Genomic DNA, 19,823 nt, shown 5'->3' with positions numbered 1-19,823 from the left:
CTTACCGGTACTTATCCTCCAAAGAGCGATATGATACAGCTTCACATATATCGACATGTTCAATATTTTCATGTTCATTGAAGTCTGCTATCGTTCTTGCCACCTTTAGTATCTTATGCAGACCTCTTACACTCATATTTTTTGTTTCATATAAATTGGAAAGAAAAATATCATCCTGCTCTCTTAGACTACAAAACGTATTTATCAAATTTGGCGGTATCTCTGAATTATAAGAAAAATCATAATCTCTATAACGCTTCAGTTGAAGCTCTCTCACTTTTTCTATATATTTTTTCATCTCATCACTGCTTATATTGTTAAAATCACCTTTTAATTCATTATATTTTATCATAGAAGTTTCTACAGTTATATCAATCCTGTCAAGTAAAGGCTTTGAAATTCTTGAAAGATATTTTTTTACCTGTGCTTCATTACAACTGCATTTACTTCTGTCAGGATAATATCCGCATTTACAAGGATTGGTTGCTGCCACCAGCATAAAATCAGCCGGATAATCAATACTTGCATTTACTCTTGCAATACTGACAGTCTTATTCTCCATAGGCTGTCTAAGTACCTCTATGGTGTTTGTCTTAAATTCTGCCAGCTCATCAAGAAAAAGTACTCCCTTATGTGCCAGTGAAATTTCTCCCGGCTTCGGTACTCTGCCTCCACCTGACAATGCCTGTGGTGAAACTGTATGATGTGGGGATCTGTAAGGTCTTATTTTTAGAATAGGTTCTTTTGAACTGAGAAGTCCACATACACTGTATATCTTTGAAACCTCAAGTGCTTCTTCATCTGTCATATTCGGCATTATTCCCGGTATTCTTTGTGCAATCATACTTTTTCCTGTACCTGCCGGACCTATAAACAGTATATTATGTCTACCTGCAACTGCGATTTGAACCGCTCTTTTTAATAGAATTTGTCCGTTTACATCACTGAAATCACTATATTTTCTTTCTTGTAAGACTTCCGCTGTTTTATTGATATTTTCATTGTAGACCTTTTCACCGTTTAATATTTCAATAAGATCTTTTAGATTTTTTATACCTATATTTTTTATATTATTTACTATATTTGCTTCCGCCAGATTGTCATATGGAAGAAATATATTTTCAAAACCGCTCTCCTTTGCAAATATGACTATAGGGAGCACACCTTTTATCGGCAACAGCTCACCGCTGAGTGAAAGTTCTCCTATAAACATAGACTTGCTTAGAATATCTGATTTTATTACACCAAGTGCTTCAAGTATTGATATGGCAATCGGCAAATCATAGCCGCAACCTTCTTTTTTTATTTCTGCAGGGGAAAGATTTATAACGATTTTTCTCGGATAAAAAGAAATTTTAGAATTTTTTATAGCGGTCTTTACTCTGTCTGCCGCCTCTTTGACCTCAACCGATAATGAGCCTATCAGAATTATTCCGGGTAGACCGTCTCCTATATCGGTTTCACAACAGACATGAAATGCATTGATACCTAAAAGACCTGCCGTATGTATTTGACTTAGCATAATCTCCTTTATTTATTAAATTTGTAAGTGAAGTGGTCTAAGACTTTTATAAGTAAGCCTACAAAAGTCTTAAGACCGTTTGTAACAGTTTTATTTTCTCATAGCTTTATTTTCTCATAACTGAAGCATCTTTTCTGACAACTATATCGGAATTGTCCTCTTCAAAACCGTTTGGATTGTTCTTTTGCCATCTGAATGAATCTCTGCACATATCTTCTATATTCTTTTGTGCCTTCCAGCCAAGTTCATTAAAGGCACGGGTAGGATCGGCATAACAAGCCGGTACATCTCCTGCTCGTCTTGCCTTGAAAACATAGTTAATCTTCAGATCATTTACTTTCTCAAAGGCATTGATAACATCAAGCACACTGTATCCGATACCTGTTCCCAGATTGTAGATATCTACCTTTCCCGGGCTTTTAATCATCTTTTCAAGTGCCTTTACATGACCCTTTGCAAGATCAACCACATGAATATAATCTCTGACACAGGTACCGTCCTTTGTATCATAGTCATTGCCGAAGACTCCAAGGCATACAAGCTTGCCGACTGCAACCTGTGTAATATAAGGCAAAAGATTATTTGGAATACCTTTTGGATTCTCGCCTATTCTACCTGATTCATGAGCTCCGATAGGATTGAAATATCTAAGCAACATCACGGAAAAATTATTGTTTGCAGTGTGAATATCTGTTAAAATCTGCTCAAGCATACCCTTAGTCCTACCATATGGATTGGTAATGACACCCATAGGTGCATCTTCTGTGATAGGTACCACTTTAGGATCTCCGTAAACTGTAGCACTTGATGAAAATACTATTTTTTCTACGCTGAATTCTCTCATCACTTCACATAAAATCAGAGTACCGGTGATATTATTGTGATAGTATTCAAGAGGCTTATATACAGACTCGCCTACCGCCTTAAGTCCTGCAAAGTGTATAACCGCATCTATCTTATTTTCTTTAAATACCTTTGTCAGAGCCTTTCGGTTGAGCAAATCTACCTCATAGAAACGCAAAGACTTTCCTGTAATCTCTTCTACTCTTTTTAGGGATTCCCTTGATGAATTTACTAAATTATCTACTACAACCACTTCATATCCTGCATTCAATAATTCAACACAGGTATGACTTCCGATATAACCGGCACCGCCGGTAACTAATATTGACATAATTCCTCCAAAATATCAGTTTTTCAAACTGTAATAAATATATTGATTGATTAAATTTTATAATAAAATATATATTAAATCAATATTTATTATAAAATCTTAGTGATGAAAAAGTCTGATACCAGTAAATACCATAGTAATATCGTACTTATTACAACAATCTATAACTATATCGTCTCTTAGGGAGCCTCCCGGCTGTGCTATATACTCTACACCGCTTTTTTTTGCTCTTTCAATATTGTCACTGAAAGGGAAAAATGCATCGGAACCAAGGCAAACCCCTTTTAGGTTTTTTAGCCACTCTCTTTTGGCATCCTTTGTAAACTCATCCGGCTTTTTTACAAAAAGATTTTCCCATATACCGTCAGCTAAAAGTTCATCCGCACTGTTATCACCGATATATATATCTATAGCATTATCTCTGTCGGCTCTCTTTATATCATCTTTAAACGGAAGATTAAGTACGCATTTTGCCTGCCTTAAAAACCAGTTATCAGCCTTATTGCCTGCCAGTCTTGTACAGTGAATCCTTGACTGTTGACCTGCACCTATACCTATTGCCTGACCGTCTTTTACATAGCACACTGAATTTGACTGTGTATACTTTAGTATAATCAAAGAAATAAGCAAATCCAGTTTCTTATTTTCAGGTAAGTCCTTATTATTTGTTACAATATTTTCAAGCAGTGAATCATTTATATCAAGATTATTGTGCATTTGTTCAAAGGTAATACCAAAGACCTGTTTTTTTTCAATACTGTCAGGAATATAATTTTTATCAATCTGAATGATATTATATTTTCCGTTCTTTTTCTTTTTGAGTATTTCAAATGCCTCATCACTAAATCCGGGAGCTATAACACCGTCAGAAACCTCTCTTTTTACAAGCAGTGCGGTCTCCTTATCACATATGTCGCTAAGAGCTATAAAATCTCCGAATGAGGACATCCTGTCTGCCCCTCTTGCTCTTGCATAGGCATTTGCGAGAGGACTGAGTGTGAGGTCATCTACCCAATATATCTTTTTTAGAACATTATCAAGTTCCAGACCTATAGCGGCACCGGCAGGTGAAACATGCTTAAAGCTTGTGGCGGCAGGCAAATTACTTACCCTTTTTAATTCCGATACAAGCTGCCAGCCGTTAAGCGCATCCAAAAGATTGATATATCCCGGATTGCCGCAGAGTACTTTTATCGGAAGTTCATTTCCGCTTTCCATATAGATTTTTGCCGGCTTTTGGTTCGGATTACATCCATATTTCAAAATCAACTCTTTCATTACATTCCCTCCAATTTATTCTTAATGACTTGATCATATTTGCCGGTACTTATATCAATATATCTTACTGCAAGTGATATTTTATTGTCAGTATTAAGTGAGTTCCACAGCGATTCAGTCAGTTTATCTATATTGCCTTTTAAATTTACCTTTTTAGGTTCACCCTCAAAACTCTTTAGAGGGTCACCGTTTTCTTTATAGGTGTGAATAAAGAAGCCTTCACCGCATTTCGGATTGTCATAATTATAGAAAAATCTTAACGACTGAGATTCATTTCCATTGTCACTCTTTAATATAGAGAGTTTTAATCTGAGTCCGTTTTCAATATCAATAAGCCCTGATATTCTGGGAGTAAAATTCGGTGCATCAGGTTCAAAAGTTCTTGTATACAGTGCATCTTCAAATGTCTTTTGTTCATTCAAATACTCATATATTGTGTCTGTCTGATCTCCGTTACTCACAATTGTATTCTTCCCGAAAACACGTACAGGTGAATAAATAATAAGTGAAGGATCGCTTAAAAGGCTTTCATCAAAAGCCTTTGTCTTTATATCATCTTTACAGACCTCAAATATTCTGTTTCTTGAATTGATACTTCTTCCCATTATGAAGTATGCAAATACAGCTCTGCCGTCCTCCGATTTGCCTAAGATGATACCTCTACCCGGATACTCATTAGCTGCTAAATACTCAAACATAAAAACCTCCTAATCATTTCTGAGTGCAGTAAGCGGACTTAGCTTCATAGCTCTAAGTGACGGAAAAAATCCCGCCAACATACCTATAATAACCGCAAAGATTATTGCCGCTATCACAAGCCAGACAGGTATTCTTGAAATATCTCCGTCAACTCCTGAAACTGATGCCGCCACTCCAAGTGCATTGATTATAATTGAAATAATAAAACTGAAAATCACTCCGGTCAAGCCGCCTATAAGCCCTATAGCACCTGATTCTATAAGAAACATATCTCTGATACGATTCATATCACATCCTAAGACTTTCATTATTCCTATTTCCTTGGTTCTCTCATATATACTCATCATCATAGTGTTTGCAATACCTATAGATGCAACAAAAAGTGATACGGCACCTATACCGCCAAGCACCATTTGGATCATATTTGTAGAAGTCTTACTCTGTTCAATCCACTCCATCTGTGATTCGGCCTGATACCCCATTTCAGAGATTTGCTTTTGTACCGACAACACATTTTTCATATCGTCTACATATACCTTTGCAGAGTCATATACAAGATATTTCAAAGGTTTACCCTTCTTTGTGGTAGGTTGATCCGGAATAGGTCTGTTTTTATATATTTTATTCAACATTACCTTTAATGCATCTATATTGCAGTAGATTCCATAGCTGTAATTATTATAATTGCTAAAATCATCCATAGATGCGCCGCCTTTTACTACGCCGGCTGTTTCAATGATGTATTTCTTAGGAGGTTTCGGTGCATTCTCACCGCCTGCATTTGCTTTTTCAAAAGCTTCCGTATCAAAAATCACAAACATAGGTTTATAATAATCAACATTCGGAAGTTTATTTGTTTCAAAGAAAGAACCTCTTGCATTCTTTTGATTAAGAAAATCTCTTATTATAAAATTTCCGTACACAAACTCAAGCTTTTTTTTATCCTTTGGAAGATGTCCGCTCTCAAGCTTTATTTCATCCATATAGTCATCTCCGACACCGCTTATCTGTGTTCTAAGCATATACGGTCCCTGCATAACAATTACCGATGTAGACAGAACGGGAGATACTCCCTCTACATGTTCAAGCTTTGAAAAGCTTTTGACGGTTTCATCTTTTATATAGATAGGCTCAGTCTTTTTGCTTGTATCATTTTGTTTGGTATACGGAACACTTACATCAATGGCCTTTAGTGAACCGGACTGTGCAATACTCTCTTTATTTAACTCATCAAGTCCTATACCCAGCGAGAGCATAGTAACTACGGAAGCGGTGCCTATAAGTACACCAAGTACAGTAAGCACAGTCCTTAACTTTCTTCTTTTTAGATTTGAAATACTTAATTTAAGTAAATCAAGTACTTTCATTATACCTGCTCCTTTTTATGTTTTAACCTCTTTACTACAATAATCAGTATGACAACTGCCGCAACTGCGGCTCCTGCAATGATAAACGGAACTATATTAAAATGTTTATCTTTATTATCTGATATATCAGGATCTGCTATATCGGTTTCCTCTTCAGTTGACTGTGTGACATTTAATATAAAATCTCTGGTTTCTTCTTTTATATTGCCGTTTTCATCCTCATAGCTGATAGTCAGGTTTATCTTGCCGTCATCGGCAGTAACTTCTTTTCCCGTCAAGTTCACATCAACATTTCCGCTTTCACCGGGCTTTATATTTCCGACATAGGCTTCATTTTCTTTTATAGAATCCGCACTGAACTTTGCCATAAGATTGTAAAGTATTACCTTTCCGGTATTATTTATCTGGAATGTAACATTTGAGTCATCACCTACATTTATCGTATCCGGATTTATATCAAAGCTGCCTACATTCATCCTTGCCATCTGCTTTACAGGAATATCCACGGTCACCTTATCTGTAGCATTTTTAAATTCAGGTGAGTCATACTGCTCATTTATTGTTATAGAATACGATCTCTGATCAACACCTGCCCTTGCAGTCATTTTCAGTTTAAGTTCTGTGGTCTGATTGGCAGGCAGTGAATTGACGGCATGAGAACTTGAACCCTCTTCCATACTGAATACAGCACTGTCACTTACTTTTTCAGACTCTAATGTAAATAAGATATTGCTGGCAGGTACACTTGCGGAAGCATTTTTCATAGTGATAAAAAGATCAAAGGTTTCTCCGGCAAAAACATCTTTCGGCTCGGTTCTGTAGCTGTCCACCACTATTCTTGCTTTTGTTCTGTCATTCGGATTGAACTCTTTTGCAGAAGTGGTAGTCTCATCCTTATCCTTATTGTCAATATGTACAAAGAACTGTTCTTCCGCCTTTTTCAGCTCACCTTCAGTACTTTCACGATATGTTATCTCAAGCTTTATGGGATAGTAACCTGTGTAGGTATTTTTTTGTATGGCAAAGCTGTAGTCAAGATTTACCATACCTCCACTTTCTACCTTGTCAAAATGTCTGTCATAGTTTGCATCATTTATTTCAAACGGGAAAACTGTACTGTCCTTATCCATAACCATATGCGCCGTAACATCAAATGCGGTAAGTTTTCCCGTATTTGCCATATTAAGACTGAAATTAAGCACATCTGGATACTTTCCTCTTGGGGTGGATTGACCTTCACCTATAGTAAAATCCACATCCTTGACCGCCTCGGATTCACTGCTGCTGTCTGTAGTAGCAGACTTTTGAATATATACATTAATATATTCCTGTACACCTCTGCCGCTTTCCTTATCATCTGCCAAGTATACAGGTATACCGTAGTATCCTTCAGGAACATCCCTTCTGACTCTGGCGGAAATAGTTATATTTTTCTTCTTTCCCTTAGTTATCTTTCCTACATGCTTTCTGTCTGTCGTTTCAGAAGTAAGCTCAAACGGGAAAATTACATCTTCTTCATCATCACCGTCGTCATAGGCTATACCTGCCCATGCATCACCATAATCGGATCCTGTTTCAACATAGAAGGTAACATTCATTATCTTGCCTGTTTTACCTACAGGTATCTTGTCCTGATGAAATACACTGTTGCTCTCTATGTTCTTAAGCTTGGCAAAACTCAGCATCGGCAACAGCATTATCATTACAAAAACCAACCATACTCCCAAAATTCCCCTAATATTTCTCATACAGATTATACCGCCTTCCCATCTACTATTCTGATTTGTCTGTCTGCTACCTTAGCTATATCATTGTCATGTGTTACCATAATAAGTGTCTGACTTTCTTCCTTCACTATCTGCTTCATAAGATCAAGTACCTCAGCACTTGTTTTTGTATCAAGGTTTCCTGTAGGCTCATCTGCAAATATAATCTTCGGCTCCATTGCCAATGCCCTTGCAATACCCACCCTCTGTTGTTGTCCGCCGCTCATAACATTACCGTTTTGATATATTTGCTTTTCAAGTCCTACCAAAGTCAAATATTTCTTTGCAATCTCTATTCGCTTCTTAACATCCATTCCGCGGAATACCAGCGGTAATGCCACATTGTCAAGAGCGTTCATAGTAGGCAAAAGATTGTAGGATTGAAAAATAAAACCTACATTATTCCTCCTGAATGCTACCAGACGGTTTTCATTCAGTTTTTCAAGATGTGTACCGTTTATTATTATTTCACCCTTTGTAGGCTTTTCAAGTCCTGCAAGCATATTTAAAAGCGTAGACTTTCCTGAACCAGAAGGTCCGACTATAGCTACAAACTCACCCTTATTTATAGTAAAATCAAGCCCGTCCAGAGCATGAACTACAGTATCGCCTGCTTTATAGAACTTATACAGTCCCTTTACTTCTATAATTGTCTTATTCATCATTCACCTTAAATAATACAAAAAAACTTTATGCGTCTTCTATCATACCATATTTTTTATATGTTTGCTTTTTATTTCTGATTTTTTTATGAAAATAAAAAACGACCGAAAAACTTTTACATTTATCAGTCGTCTTTAAAATATTCTATCTTCTAAATATCCTATTTTTTTAAAATTCTAAAAAGAGTCTGTAATCAGATGCTTTTGTTTTGCTCTTTTAATAGTCGGCTTAAATGTAAGTTCACTATCCTTACCCTCGCCCTTACAATCTATTTTTATCTTATCACCCTGCTTTATATTTCCGAACAGGATTTGCTCAGCCAGTCTGTCCTCTATCTCATTTTGCAATGCACGCTTTAGAGGCCTTGCGCCGTACTTCTTGTCATAGCCCTTGTCTATAAGAAATTCCTTGGCTTTATCTGTAAGTCTTAAATTCATCTGCATCTGCTCATCAAGTCTTGAATTGATTTCTTTCAACAATATATCAAGAATCTCTTTAAGATCTTCTTTAGTCAGCTGATGGAATACTATAGTCTCGTCAATTCTGTTTAAGAATTCAGGTTTGAACATCTGCTTTACTTCTTCCATAACACTGTTTTTCATATCGGAATAATCTTTCTTATCATCAGAGTTTGAAGCAAACCCGAGCTGTTTCGGTTCAATAATCCTTTGAGCACCTGCATTTGAAGTAAGTATGATTACAGTATTTTTAAAGTCAACCATCCTGCCGCTTGAATCGGTAATATGTCCGTCATCAAGTACCTGCAATAATATATTAAATACATCGGGATGTGCCTTCTCTATCTCATCAAAAAGGATTACAGAGTATGGATTTCTGCGAACTTTCTCAGAAAGCTGTCCGCCCTCTTCATATCCGACATATCCGGGAGGTGAACCTACCATCCTTGAAACGGAATGCTTCTCCATATACTCACTCATATCTACACGAATCAGTGCATTTTCAGAACCGAATATACTGTAAGCAAGTGCCTTTGAAAGTTCGGTCTTACCGACTCCTGTAGGTCCTAAAAACAGAAATGAACCTATAGGCCTTTTCGGATCCTTTAAGCCTACTCTGCCCCTTCTGATAGCTCTGGCTACAGCGCTTACAGCTTCATCCTGTCCCACCACTCTTTCATGCAGTACTTTTTCAAGATTATTAAGTCTTTGAGAATCATTTTCCGTTATCTTTTTTACAGGAATCTTTGTCCAGAGTGCAACTACATCCGCAATCTCATCTTCATCAACTACAAGTTTCCTGTTCTTCTTATCCTCTATCCACTTTTCTCTTATCTTATCCTGTTTTTCTTTTAATCTCTCCTGTTTTTCTTTGATCTCACCGGCTCTTTCAAATTCCTCGGCACCTACAGCATCTTCCTTTTCTTTTTCCATCTTATCGATTTCAGCTTTTATCTCTTTGATCTTTTCAGGTTCCATATAATTGCTGATTCTTGTCTTTGAAGCCGCCTCATCTACCAGGTCAATAGCCTTGTCGGGTAAGAATCTGTCACTGATATATCTCTTTGAAAGTTTTACCGCACTCTCAATAGCTCTGTCTGTAATAGATACGGCATGATGCTCTTCATACTTATGCTTCAGTCCTAAAAGTATCTTGGTAGCATCCTCAAGTGAAGGCTCCTCAACCATTATGGGCTGGAATCTTCTCTCAAGTGCAGAGTCCTTTTCGATATGCTTTCTGTACTCATCTACAGTAGTTGCACCTATAAGCTGTAACTCACCTCTTGCAAGCAAAGGCTTTAATATATTTGATGCATCAACTGCACCTTCTGCACCGCCTGCACCGATGATTGTATGAAGTTCATCTAAAAAAAGTAGTACATTACCGGCATTTAACACCTCATTGATTACTTTTTTTATTCTTTCTTCAAACTCACCGCGATACTTTGAACCGGCAATCATTGCAGGAAGGTCAAGTGTAACAAGTCTTTTATCAAACAATGTATCGGGTACTTCTTTTGATACAATGCGCTCTGCAAGACCTTCCACTACTGCCGTCTTGCCGACTCCCGGCTCACCTATAAGCACAGGGTTGTTCTTTGTTCTTCTTGATAATATCTGCATGACTCTGTTAGTCTCATTATCTCTGCCGATCACAGGATCAAGCCTTCCCTCTCTTGCAAGATCTGTAAGATCCCTTGAGTACTTATCAAGTGTAGGTGTAGACAGTGTGCCTGACTTATTTGACTTCTTTTCATAGTTATCTCTTCGCTCCGTGTCCTCACCCATTGCAGACAGTATCTCCATATATATCTTTTGAATATTTATATTCATAGTTAAAAGAAGCTTATGTGCAATACAGGCACTGTCCTTTATTATGGCTATAAGTATATGCTCTGTACCTATAAGTGCAGATTTATATCTTGTAGCTTCTCTATAGGCACTTTGCAATACGCCTATTGCCAGTGGAGAATAATTTTGCTTACCCTCCAAGGCGACATTATAGTTTGATACTATAAGTTGATCTATTAAATTTAATATTTTTTCTTCTGTTATTCCATTGTTCTCAAGTATCCTTGCCGCTACTCCGCTACCTTCTTGTACAAGACCAAGAAGAATATGCTCTGTACCGACATAGTTTTGCGACAATTCTCCGGCTGCCATTTCGGCACACCTGATTGCCTCCTTTGCTTGAGATGTATATCTTTCAGCCATTATTTTTCCTCTCTACTTTAATTTCCCTATATTTTCTCTTATATATTCCGCTCTGTGTATTTCTATATAATCCTCACTTAGAGGACTGCCTGCCATGTTTAATATATTATATGATTGTATTCCCAACATTATTGAATACAACTTATTTGGCGATTCTATATTTATGAAACCGTCGGCACAGCCCTTCATAAGCAGGCTGAGACAATTCATAGCATCTCTTATATTCAACTTTCTTGCATATTTTAAAAGTCCGTATGCTTTATATGCTTCATCCTCTCTTGCTGTTCTTTGTACTTCACTGACAGCTTCAGCCTCTCTAAGCTTTCTTTCATTTTCATTTAATTGATTGGCGACTTTGGTCACTGTATCAATTATCTCTCTTTCAGAAATACCAAGTGTCTTTGAATTACTGATCTCATACAGTGTGCCGAAGTTCTCCATTCCTTCGCCATATAAGCCTCTTATAGACACTCCGAATCTTCCTGCATTTGCAATAAGCTTTGAAAATCCTTTATTTCTGGTGGATGCAGGCAAATGAAGCAATATTGATGCACGCATTCCTGTTCCTATATTGGTGGGATAAGTAGTCAAATATCCATATTTGTCACTAAATGCATAATCAAAGTGTTCATTTATGTAGTCATCAATTTTATTTGCCTTTTCCAGCAACTCATATAGTTTGATACCTGCCGACATAGTTTGTAATCGAATATGATCATCTGCATTGATAATTATACCGGTATCCTCATTATCACCCAGTATAATCCCTGTCGGAGTTTCTTTTTTTGCCAATGTATCATTCAAAATATTTCTTTCACACATTGACATCCTTTCCACCTCAGGGATTCTGTTTAACATAGATGAACTTGTATGCATACCCAAATCAAGTGAAATATTTGACAACTCATAAAGAGTATCCTCTACAAGCTTTTTTGCCTCTGTGTCTGTAAGTTTATTTGGGAATAATGTATTATCAAAGTTTCTTGCAAACCTTATTTTGCTGCTTATATAATTATATTCCGTACTTAATTCTACATTATCATACCACATTGCCGTTGTCCTTTTTGATTGTTTTTATTTTGTCTCTCAGTATTGCCGCCTGTTCAAAGTCCTCTTTTTTTATTGCCTCCTCTAATCTTTTCTTCAATATTTCAAGTTCCATATCTTCATTATCAAAAACGGCTTCATTAATATCCACATTCATGTTTTCCGAAACTACAGATCTTGGTAATATCTTATCGATTTTGTGGTGATTTTTCGGTATCTTACCGATATGCCTGTCATTGCCATGAATCTGCTTTATATTGTCATTTATTAAAAGGTTAAACACCTCAAAGCAGTCTTTACAGCCGAACATTGAATCTTTTATAAAATCATCATAGCAGGTATTACATGTGGGACATATTATCTGTCTGTATTCCTGATTTGTTGTATTTTCAAATACATCCCCAAGTATTCCTGATAACAACTTTGAAAAACTGAAGTCCTTATCAAACAAACCTGTATATTGGTCTAAATCCTTAGCACATTGTGAACATAGATGACGTTCATTTTTCTTATCTCCGTCTACTATCTCCGTGTAAAAGACATTTGCTTCTCTTATTTTGCATTTTTCACATAACATCTTGGTCTTGCATCTCCTCGATTTCTTGTACTTCAAACTCATTATACAGTTCATCTATCAGCTTGTGTGCCTCATCTTTGGTAACACCGTTGCATATACCTCTTGCCACCACTGTAGCGAATTCTTTTCTCATATTGCCAAGTACTCTAAGTTTGTCCGCATCTACTTTTATCACTGCACCCCTTCTTCTGTCAAGCTGTACGAAACCTTCTCTTTTCAATGTAGCATATGCTTTGTTTACTGTATGCATATTAATGCCGATATCTTCAGCCATCTGTCGTACTGAAGGTAACATATCACCTTCATGATACTTATTGGTCGCAATTCCGACTATTATTTGATTACATAACTGTATGTAAATAGCCTCTTCACTATGAAAATCTATTATTACATCCATACTCACACTCCAAATTCAAAAATTGTCAACATTATGTTTATTGCAACTTGCTATATAAGTAAGTTATAAATGTTCTAGCGATAGTATAACACAATGAATGTTTAAACACAATATTTTTAGAGCCTTGTATCTTACAAAAAGTTCAATTGTACAAAATTATTATGCTGATATTTGGGCTTATATTACTGTTAATAACAGAAATTCATAATTTGTTAATTATTTTTCTATTGCATAAACCACATGGTTATGCTATTATATGACTTGTAGTTGAGAGTTTTCTTGCGTTGACCTCTCACTACAAAATGTGCATTATGCACTCCTATATCACTCTAACAGGGAAACAGCAGTCGTGAGACTGCTGTTTCTCGTTTAACGGTTATTTTAAAATTCAGTATACAAAACTTTTGTCTTTCATATTTTTTAATTCAAATTCTCATAAACTACATTCCCATGACAAATAGTATAGACTATCTTGCCTTGTAAGGTATCTCCAAGCCATGGCGAGTTGCAGGACTTACTTTCGCTTTTATCATACTTCCATTCACTGTTCACATCAAATACTACAATATCGGCTGTTTCACCTTCTCTAAGCACACCTCTGTCCATATTGTAAAGTTTGGCAGGCTGATAACTCATCTTGTTTATAAGCTCCATAAGTGAAAGATATCCGGGCTTTACAAGATTCATAATACCAAGAGAAAAGCTTGTCTCAAGACCGATTATTCCGCTTGGTGCATCTACAAAATCTCTGTCCTTTTCTTCTTTGCTGTGTGGTGCATGGTCCGTAGCAATGATGTCAATAGTACCGTCTCTCAGCCCTTCAATAATAGCCATCCTGTCCTCTTCTTCCCTAAGCGGCGGATTCATCTTTGCCAGTGTACCGTATTTTATAACATCCTTATCAATAAGTGAAAAATGATGTGGAGTAGCTTCCGCAAATACACGAAGCCCCATTTTCTTTGCCTTTCTTACAAGTTCAACACTTTCCTTTGCACTTATATGTTGAATGCTTATTGTGGCACCTGTTTCTCTTGCCAGTTTGCAATCTCTGGCTACCATTGAAATCTCCGCCATTCTGTCAGAGCCGTATATATGCATCTCATCGGAAGCATAGCCATGATTGATACCGTTTTCTTTGATATATGCAGGGTCTTCTTCATGAAATGAAAGAGGCATCTTTATACTTCTGGCATATCTCATAACTTCTCTTGCAAGATTCTCATCAAGCAACGGTCTTCCGTCATCGGTAAAACCTATGGCTCCGGCTTCTCTTAACTCCTTCATATCTGCCGGTTCCTCACCTTTCATCCCCTTTGTGATACAGGCACAGGTTTTTACATTGATTAATGCCTTTCTACCTTTTTTTAATACTTCAAATACTCTTTGCGGTGTATCAATAGGAGGATTGGTATTTGCCATAGCTACTATAGTGGTAAAACCTCCCTTGGCTGCGGCTCTTGCACCGCTTTCTATATCCTCTTTATATTCAAACCCCGGTTCTCTAAGATGCACATGTACATCTACAAACCCCGGAGCGGCACATAATCCGCTACAGTCATATACCTTCAGTCTCTCACCGTTGGCTCTTGCCATAAGTGTCGCATCAAGGTAGAGCTCTCTTTCTATTTTCCTTACTTTTCCCTCGGATATCAGTATATCTCTTATATCATCAGTTCTTGTCTGTGGGTCAAGAAGTCTGACATTTTTCAGCATTATCATAAATATGCTTTCCTTTCTAATCTTTGTGGGAACATTATATCATATATCGACACAAATAAAAAAGGCGACTGCAACGCAATCGCCCAAAATTTATAAAATTACTTAAGAGTAACCTGTGCTCCGACTTCTTCAAGCTGCTTCTTGATACCCTCGGCCTCTTCCTTGGAAATCTCTGTCTTAAGAACCTTAGGAGCTCCGTCAACAAGATCCTTTGCTTCCTTAAGTCCAAGTCCTGTAACCTCACGAACAACCTTGATAACCTTAACCTTCTGGTCACCTGTTGCTGTAAGCTCTACATCAAACTCTGTCTTCTCTTCAGCTGCTGCGCCCGCACCTGCACCTGCTGCCGCTACAACAACACCTGCTGCTGCTGATACTCCAAACTCTTCCTCACAAGCCTTAACAAGCTCATTTAATTCAAGAACCGATAATTCCTTAATTGCATCGATAAACTCTGCAGTTGTTAACTTTGCCATTTAATAATCCTCCATTATATGTTTTTATGCTTCCGCTTCTTTGCTCTCGGCAATCTGATTAAGCACACGAGCGAAGTTTGTAATAGGTGACTGAATGCTTCCAAGAAGTCTTCCAATCAACTCGTCTCTTGACGGTACTGTAGCTATAACCTTGATTCCGTCCTGATCATATGTAACACCGTCCACTACACCGGCCTTTAACTCAAGGTCCGGAGCTGTCTTAGAGAAATTGTAAAGTATTCTGGCCGGTGCGGTTGCATCTTCTTTTGAAACTGCAATTGCTGTAGGGCCTTCAAGTGAACTGTCAAGTGACTCAAACGGAGTACCCTTGGCAGCTATACGAATCATTGTGTTCTTATAAACCTTATAAGTTACACCTGCTTCTCTAAGTTCCTTACGAAGCCTTGTATCCTGCTCGGCACTGAGACCACGGTAGTCAACTACTACAGCTGCCTGTGCACCGTCTAAAAGCTCGGCAATTTCCTTAACTATAGGCTGTTTTAATTCGATTTTTGCCATTTCTAACCTCCTTTATAGTTTCAGTAAAACCCGTAAAAGCTCTATAAGTGTAACAAAAAACTCCCTGACTAAAAGACAGAGAGTGATAATACATCAAGTACTTAGTCACTTCCTCGGTAGGCGAATAATACTTACGCCTAAGGCACCTACTGTCTACGGTCGTTTTACCGTAGCAAGAATACCAAAGAAATTTTTACTTGTCAAGTACTATTTTTATTTAATTTTCCACCGCCACAAACTCATATGGCGAGAGTCTTAAGTTTTTATCTATATAGTTAAGTTCACCATAATTGCCTATAAGCTTTTTAAACCCGTCAAGGTCAATATCAAGGCTCTCATCTTTATTTGACATATTGCAGAATACAAGTATTTTTCTTTCACCAAGACTTCTTTTATAAGCAATGATATTTTCATTTGTATCAATAAATGAAATATTACCGGCTGATATTACAGTATTTTCTTTTCTAATTGTAATAAGCTTCTTATAAAAGCTCAATATGGAATCCTTATCGTCTTTTTCATTTTCCACATTAATACTCTTATAATTGTCTGCCACATTTATCCATGGGCTTACCTTTGAAAATCCTGCATTTTTCTTGGCAGACCACTGCATAGGTGTGCGGCTGTTATCTCTTGAACGCCTGTCAAGTATTGTAAGAGCCTCTTCACTGTTTAGTCCCTGTTCCATAAGTATTTTGTAGTAGTTTAGGCTCTCTACATCCCTATACATATCAATGCTCTTAAAATGCGGGTCGGTCATACCAATCTCTTCACCCTGATATATATAAGGAGTACCTCTCATCAGATGTATCAGACCTGCAAGCATTTTGGCGGACTCCTTATAGTACTTTCCTTCATCACCAAGTCTTGAGACTATTCTCGGCTGATCATGATTGCACCAAAACAATGCGTTTAAGCCGTTACCTGATTGTATTTTCTCCTGCCACTCTTTAAAAATCAATTTGAGTGAAGCGATATCAGGAGCCATAAGCTTCCACTTATCTCCATCCTTGTAATCCACCTTCAGATGATGAAAATTAAAACACATTGAAAGTTCTTTTTCATCAGGATTTGAATACTTGATACACTCCTTGATACTTGTAGATGACATCTCTCCGACGGTTATATAATCTTTGATACCTGTATCTCTTACAAGTTCTTTTAAATATTGATGTACTTTCTTGCCGTCTGTATAGAATCTTCTGCCGTCTCCCACATTATCATCTTCAAACACATCCGGCTTTGAGATAAGATTAATTACATCAAATCTGAATCCCCTTACACCCTTACTTTTCCAAAAGAATATTATATTCTTTAATTCCTCTCTAACTTCCGGATTTTCCCAGTTGAGATCCGCCTGACTTACATCAAACAGATGAAGATACCATTTACCTGCCCTTTTGCTGTACTCCCATGCACTTCCGCCAAACTTGGATACCCAGTTTGTAGGTGCCTTATCCTTAGGAGCTTCCTTAAATATATAGTAATTTTGGTACTTCTTATCACCGTCAAGTGCATTTTGAAACCATATATGCTCTGTAGATGTATGATTAAATACCATATCGAGCATGATTCCTATATTTCTGTTATCCGCCTCTTTTACAAGCAGTTCAAAGTCTTTCATACTTCCGAATTCCGGGTCAATCTTTGTATATGAGGATATATCATATCCGTTATCCTTTTGCGGTGACAAAAAGAATGGGGTTATCCATATATAATCTATACCCAAATCTTTTAGATAATCCAGTTTTTCAACTATTCCTGACAGATCTCCAAAACCGTCATTATTGCTGTCCTTAAATGACTTGGGATAAACCTGATAAACTATTTTTTCTCCAAAAGGAATCATATCTGCTCCTATTTAAATTCTATTAAATTTGTTTCATTTGCTTTAGCCGAAATATCTGTGTGAAATTCCATTGTTTTACCGTTCGGATTTGTAATTACACATACTGTTGTATCTACATATCCGGCTTTTTTTATCTTATCTTTGTCAAACTTTATAAGCTTATCACCCTGTTTAACTTTTTGTCCGTTTTCTACAAAATATTTAAAACCGTCGCCCTTCATATTAACGGTATCAAGGCCTATATGAAGCATAATCTCCACTCCGTTGCAAAGAGTAAGGCCGATTGCATGTCTTGAGTCAGGTATTACAAGAGAGACCGTTCCGTCACATGGTGCAATAAGTTCATCATTATCAGGAATTATCGCAAGTCCTTCACCTAATACACCTTCCGAGAATACTCCGTCATCAAGCTTTTTTAAAGTTATAACTTTGCCGTCAAGAAAAGCCCTAAATTGCTGCTTATTGTCTGTATTTACAGTCATATCCTTTGCTATACCTGAATTATCTTCAACTTCTTCTCCGTTTAAATCATCTTTATCAAGTCTTTTAAGGCCTACAATTGTTGTCAGTACAAAAGGCACGGCTATAGCCACAATCATAGCGACTGCAAAACTTGGCATATATTGAGGTTTGATTGAAAGTATGCCCGGTATTCCGCCGACTCCTATTGCGGTAGCCGTTGTCTTGGTACCTACGGATATTATAGCCGCCAAGGCAGAGCCTGTCATTGCACATATAAAAGGGAATCTGTACTTTAAATTCACACCGAACATTGCCGGTTCTGTAACACCGAGATAACATGATATGGTAGACGGAACATTCACCTCCTGTGCCTTTGCATTCTTTCTTTGCAAAAATACCATAGCAAGTACAGCTGAACCTTGCGCTATATTTGACAGTGCGATCATTGGCCAAAGTATAGTTCCGCTGTAGTCCGATATCAATTGTAAATCTATCGCATTTGACATGTGATGAAGTCCTGTGATAACAAGCGGAGCATATATAAAGCCGAATACTGCCGCAAATATAACTTTAACAGGTCCTGTAATGCCCCAATAAACACCTGCCGATATAACGGCACCTATTTTCCAACCTATAGGACCAAGAATAAAATGTGCCGCCATAACTGATAAAACCAGACTGAAGAAAGGTACCACTATCATTGAAATTACCTGCGGTGTATATTTTCTTAAGAATTTTTCTATATATACCAAGGTAAAAGCTGCAAACATGGCAGGAAGCACCTGTGCCTGATAGCCTATCATATCCACTTTCACAAACCCGAAATCCCATTTCGGTATGTCGGCGGCAGCAGTTCCCGCCACTGCATAAGCATTCAATAACTGCCCTGAAACAAGCGTAAGTCCCAAAACTATACCAAGCATCTGGGTAGTACCCATTTTTTTAGTAACCGACCAACATATACCTACAGGAAGCATATGAAATATTGCCTCTCCTATCAACCAGAGGAAGCTGTCCACGCCTGACCAAAAGGTACTTATTTCAACAAGTGTCTTTGTGCCGTTCTCAAAAAGATATAAAGAATCTATACAATTGCGAAATCCAAGTATCAGACCTCCGGTTATAATTGCAGGTATAAGAGGTGCAAATATTTCTGCAAGAACCGAAACAAGTTTTTGTATTATATTTTGGTTTTGTTTTGCAGTCTGTTTAAGTGAATCTTTTGAAACACCCTCCACACCCGATATAGCCACAAAATCATTGTAAAAGTCGGCAACGGCATTACCTATTATAACCTGAAACTGTCCTGCTTGTGTAAAACTTCCTTTCACAATTTTCATAGCCTCAATCTTTTTTACATCTGCCTTACCGGGATCATTAAGTACAAAACGCATTCTCGTAATACAGTGAGAAACTGCGGCTATATTTTCCTTACCGCCAATAAGTTTTAAAAGCTCTTTGGCTTCTTCAGAATACTTTCCCATATAAACCTCCTATATTTGTTTAAACAAGTTATAGGATATTTATACCACCAAACAGCAATCCTTGTCAAGTAAATATTTAAAATTTGTTTAAACAATATTAAGCATTTTGTTATTTAACAATTTATAGTATAATATGTGAGTAAATGTTTTAC

General features: G+C 37.2%; 16 protein-coding genes and 1 other annotated feature. All 16 genes read right to left on the bottom strand.

The features are described 5' to 3' along the window. Position 1: 1 nt before the first annotated feature. Positions 2-1,522, bottom strand: a complete 1,521-nt coding sequence (locus HMPREF0381_RS08280; RefSeq protein ID WP_008751511.1) for a YifB family Mg chelatase-like AAA ATPase — start codon at positions 1,520-1,522, stop codon at positions 2-4. 106 nt (positions 1,523-1,628) lie between these two features. Continuing rightward, complete coding sequence (galE, locus tag HMPREF0381_RS08275; protein ID WP_008751510.1) at positions 1,629-2,696, bottom strand: UDP-glucose 4-epimerase GalE; 1,068 nt, start codon at positions 2,694-2,696, stop codon at positions 1,629-1,631. Positions 2,697-2,795: 99 nt separating this feature from the next. After that, positions 2,796-3,974 carry a phosphoribosylaminoimidazolecarboxamide formyltransferase gene (locus HMPREF0381_RS08270; RefSeq protein WP_008751509.1) on the bottom strand — a complete coding sequence of 393 codons (1,179 nt, stop codon included), beginning with the start codon at positions 3,972-3,974 and terminating at the stop codon, positions 2,796-2,798. Then, on the bottom strand, positions 3,974-4,672 hold the full coding sequence (locus HMPREF0381_RS08265; protein WP_008751508.1) for an IMP cyclohydrolase: 699 nt from the start codon (positions 4,670-4,672) through the stop codon (positions 3,974-3,976). Before HMPREF0381_RS08265 ends, HMPREF0381_RS08270 begins: the two co-directional genes overlap by 1 nt. Before the next feature lie 9 nt (positions 4,673-4,681). Beyond that, positions 4,682-6,040 (bottom strand): ABC transporter permease, encoded by a 1,359-nt coding sequence (locus HMPREF0381_RS08260; RefSeq protein ID WP_008751507.1) that lies wholly within the window; start codon positions 6,038-6,040, stop codon positions 4,682-4,684. After that, the gene (locus tag HMPREF0381_RS08255) at positions 6,040-7,788 is read right to left on the bottom strand and encodes a COG1361 S-layer family protein (RefSeq protein WP_008751506.1); all 1,749 of its coding nucleotides are present in this window, start codon (positions 7,786-7,788) and stop codon (positions 6,040-6,042) included. Before HMPREF0381_RS08255 ends, HMPREF0381_RS08260 begins: the two co-directional genes overlap by 1 nt. Before the next feature lie 5 nt (positions 7,789-7,793). Continuing rightward, positions 7,794-8,471 carry an ABC transporter ATP-binding protein gene (locus HMPREF0381_RS08250; protein WP_008751505.1) on the bottom strand — a complete coding sequence of 226 codons (678 nt, stop codon included), beginning with the start codon at positions 8,469-8,471 and terminating at the stop codon, positions 7,794-7,796. Positions 8,472-8,645: 174 nt separating this feature from the next. After that, entirely contained in the window at positions 8,646-11,141 is a 2,496-nt protein-coding gene (locus tag HMPREF0381_RS08245; protein WP_008751504.1) for an ATP-dependent Clp protease ATP-binding subunit, read from the bottom strand. A 12-nt stretch (positions 11,142-11,153) separates the two neighbouring features. Continuing rightward, the gene (locus HMPREF0381_RS08240; RefSeq protein ID WP_008751503.1) at positions 11,154-12,191 is read right to left on the bottom strand and encodes an ATP--guanido phosphotransferase; all 1,038 of its coding nucleotides are present in this window, start codon (positions 12,189-12,191) and stop codon (positions 11,154-11,156) included. Beyond that, positions 12,181-12,765, bottom strand: a complete 585-nt coding sequence (locus HMPREF0381_RS08235) for a UvrB/UvrC motif-containing protein (protein WP_008751502.1) — start codon at positions 12,763-12,765, stop codon at positions 12,181-12,183. Before HMPREF0381_RS08235 ends, HMPREF0381_RS08240 begins: the two co-directional genes overlap by 11 nt. Continuing rightward, positions 12,755-13,162 (bottom strand): GntR family transcriptional regulator, encoded by a 408-nt coding sequence (locus HMPREF0381_RS08230; protein ID WP_008751501.1) that lies wholly within the window; start codon positions 13,160-13,162, stop codon positions 12,755-12,757. Before HMPREF0381_RS08230 ends, HMPREF0381_RS08235 begins: the two co-directional genes overlap by 11 nt. Before the next feature lie 420 nt (positions 13,163-13,582). Continuing rightward, positions 13,583-14,881, bottom strand: a complete 1,299-nt coding sequence (locus HMPREF0381_RS08225) for a dihydroorotase (RefSeq protein ID WP_008751500.1) — start codon at positions 14,879-14,881, stop codon at positions 13,583-13,585. Between the two features lie 98 nt (positions 14,882-14,979). Further along, a complete protein-coding gene (rplL, locus tag HMPREF0381_RS08220) occupies positions 14,980-15,357 on the bottom strand; it encodes a 50S ribosomal protein L7/L12 (protein WP_008751499.1) in 378 nt (125 codons plus the stop codon). Between the two features lie 24 nt (positions 15,358-15,381). Further along, positions 15,382-15,876, bottom strand: a complete 495-nt coding sequence (rplJ, locus tag HMPREF0381_RS08215; protein ID WP_008751498.1) for a 50S ribosomal protein L10 — start codon at positions 15,874-15,876, stop codon at positions 15,382-15,384. A 44-nt stretch (positions 15,877-15,920) separates the two neighbouring features. Further along, positions 15,921-16,053, bottom strand: a sequence feature (ribosomal protein L10 leader region). Between the two features lie 40 nt (positions 16,054-16,093). After that, positions 16,094-17,725: an alpha,alpha-phosphotrehalase gene (gene treC, locus HMPREF0381_RS08210; protein WP_008751497.1), complete on the bottom strand. Its 1,632-nt coding sequence runs from the start codon at positions 17,723-17,725 to the stop codon at positions 16,094-16,096. 8 nt (positions 17,726-17,733) lie between these two features. Then, a complete protein-coding gene (gene treP / locus HMPREF0381_RS08205) occupies positions 17,734-19,671 on the bottom strand; it encodes a PTS system trehalose-specific EIIBC component (protein WP_008751496.1) in 1,938 nt (645 codons plus the stop codon). Between the last annotated feature and the right edge of the window lie 152 nt (positions 19,672-19,823).

It is taken from the genome of Lachnoanaerobaculum saburreum DSM 3986, from assembly GCF_000185385.1.
Taxonomy (GTDB): domain Bacteria; phylum Bacillota; class Clostridia; order Lachnospirales; family Lachnospiraceae; genus Lachnoanaerobaculum; species Lachnoanaerobaculum saburreum.
The sequence above is the reverse complement of the archived record's forward strand: the minus strand, read 5'-3'. Positions and strand labels throughout refer to the sequence as shown.

Coding starts and splice junctions, on each gene's coding strand:
- HMPREF0381_RS08280 (WP_008751511.1), bottom strand. CDS start 1,522: ATGCTAAGTCAAATACATACGGCAGGTCTTTTAGGTATCAATGCATTT.
- galE (WP_008751510.1), bottom strand. CDS start 2,696: ATGTCAATATTAGTTACCGGCGGTGCCGGTTATATCGGAAGTCATACC.
- HMPREF0381_RS08270 (WP_008751509.1), bottom strand. CDS start 3,974: ATGAAAGAGTTGATTTTGAAATATGGATGTAATCCGAACCAAAAGCCG.
- HMPREF0381_RS08265 (WP_008751508.1), bottom strand. CDS start 4,672: ATGTTTGAGTATTTAGCAGCTAATGAGTATCCGGGTAGAGGTATCATC.
- HMPREF0381_RS08260 (WP_008751507.1), bottom strand. CDS start 6,040: ATGAAAGTACTTGATTTACTTAAATTAAGTATTTCAAATCTAAAAAGA.
- HMPREF0381_RS08255 (WP_008751506.1), bottom strand. CDS start 7,788: ATGAGAAATATTAGGGGAATTTTGGGAGTATGGTTGGTTTTTGTAATG.
- HMPREF0381_RS08250 (WP_008751505.1), bottom strand. CDS start 8,471: ATGATGAATAAGACAATTATAGAAGTAAAGGGACTGTATAAGTTCTAT.
- HMPREF0381_RS08245 (WP_008751504.1), bottom strand. CDS start 11,141: ATGGCTGAAAGATATACATCTCAAGCAAAGGAGGCAATCAGGTGTGCC.
- HMPREF0381_RS08240 (WP_008751503.1), bottom strand. CDS start 12,191: ATGTGGTATGATAATGTAGAATTAAGTACGGAATATAATTATATAAGC.
- HMPREF0381_RS08235 (WP_008751502.1), bottom strand. CDS start 12,765: ATGTTATGTGAAAAATGCAAAATAAGAGAAGCAAATGTCTTTTACACG.
- HMPREF0381_RS08230 (WP_008751501.1), bottom strand. CDS start 13,162: ATGGATGTAATAATAGATTTTCATAGTGAAGAGGCTATTTACATACAG.
- HMPREF0381_RS08225 (WP_008751500.1), bottom strand. CDS start 14,881: ATGATAATGCTGAAAAATGTCAGACTTCTTGACCCACAGACAAGAACT.
- rplL (WP_008751499.1), bottom strand. CDS start 15,357: ATGGCAAAGTTAACAACTGCAGAGTTTATCGATGCAATTAAGGAATTA.
- rplJ (WP_008751498.1), bottom strand. CDS start 15,876: ATGGCAAAAATCGAATTAAAACAGCCTATAGTTAAGGAAATTGCCGAG.
- treC (WP_008751497.1), bottom strand. CDS start 17,725: ATGATTCCTTTTGGAGAAAAAATAGTTTATCAGGTTTATCCCAAGTCA.
- treP (WP_008751496.1), bottom strand. CDS start 19,671: ATGGGAAAGTATTCTGAAGAAGCCAAAGAGCTTTTAAAACTTATTGGC.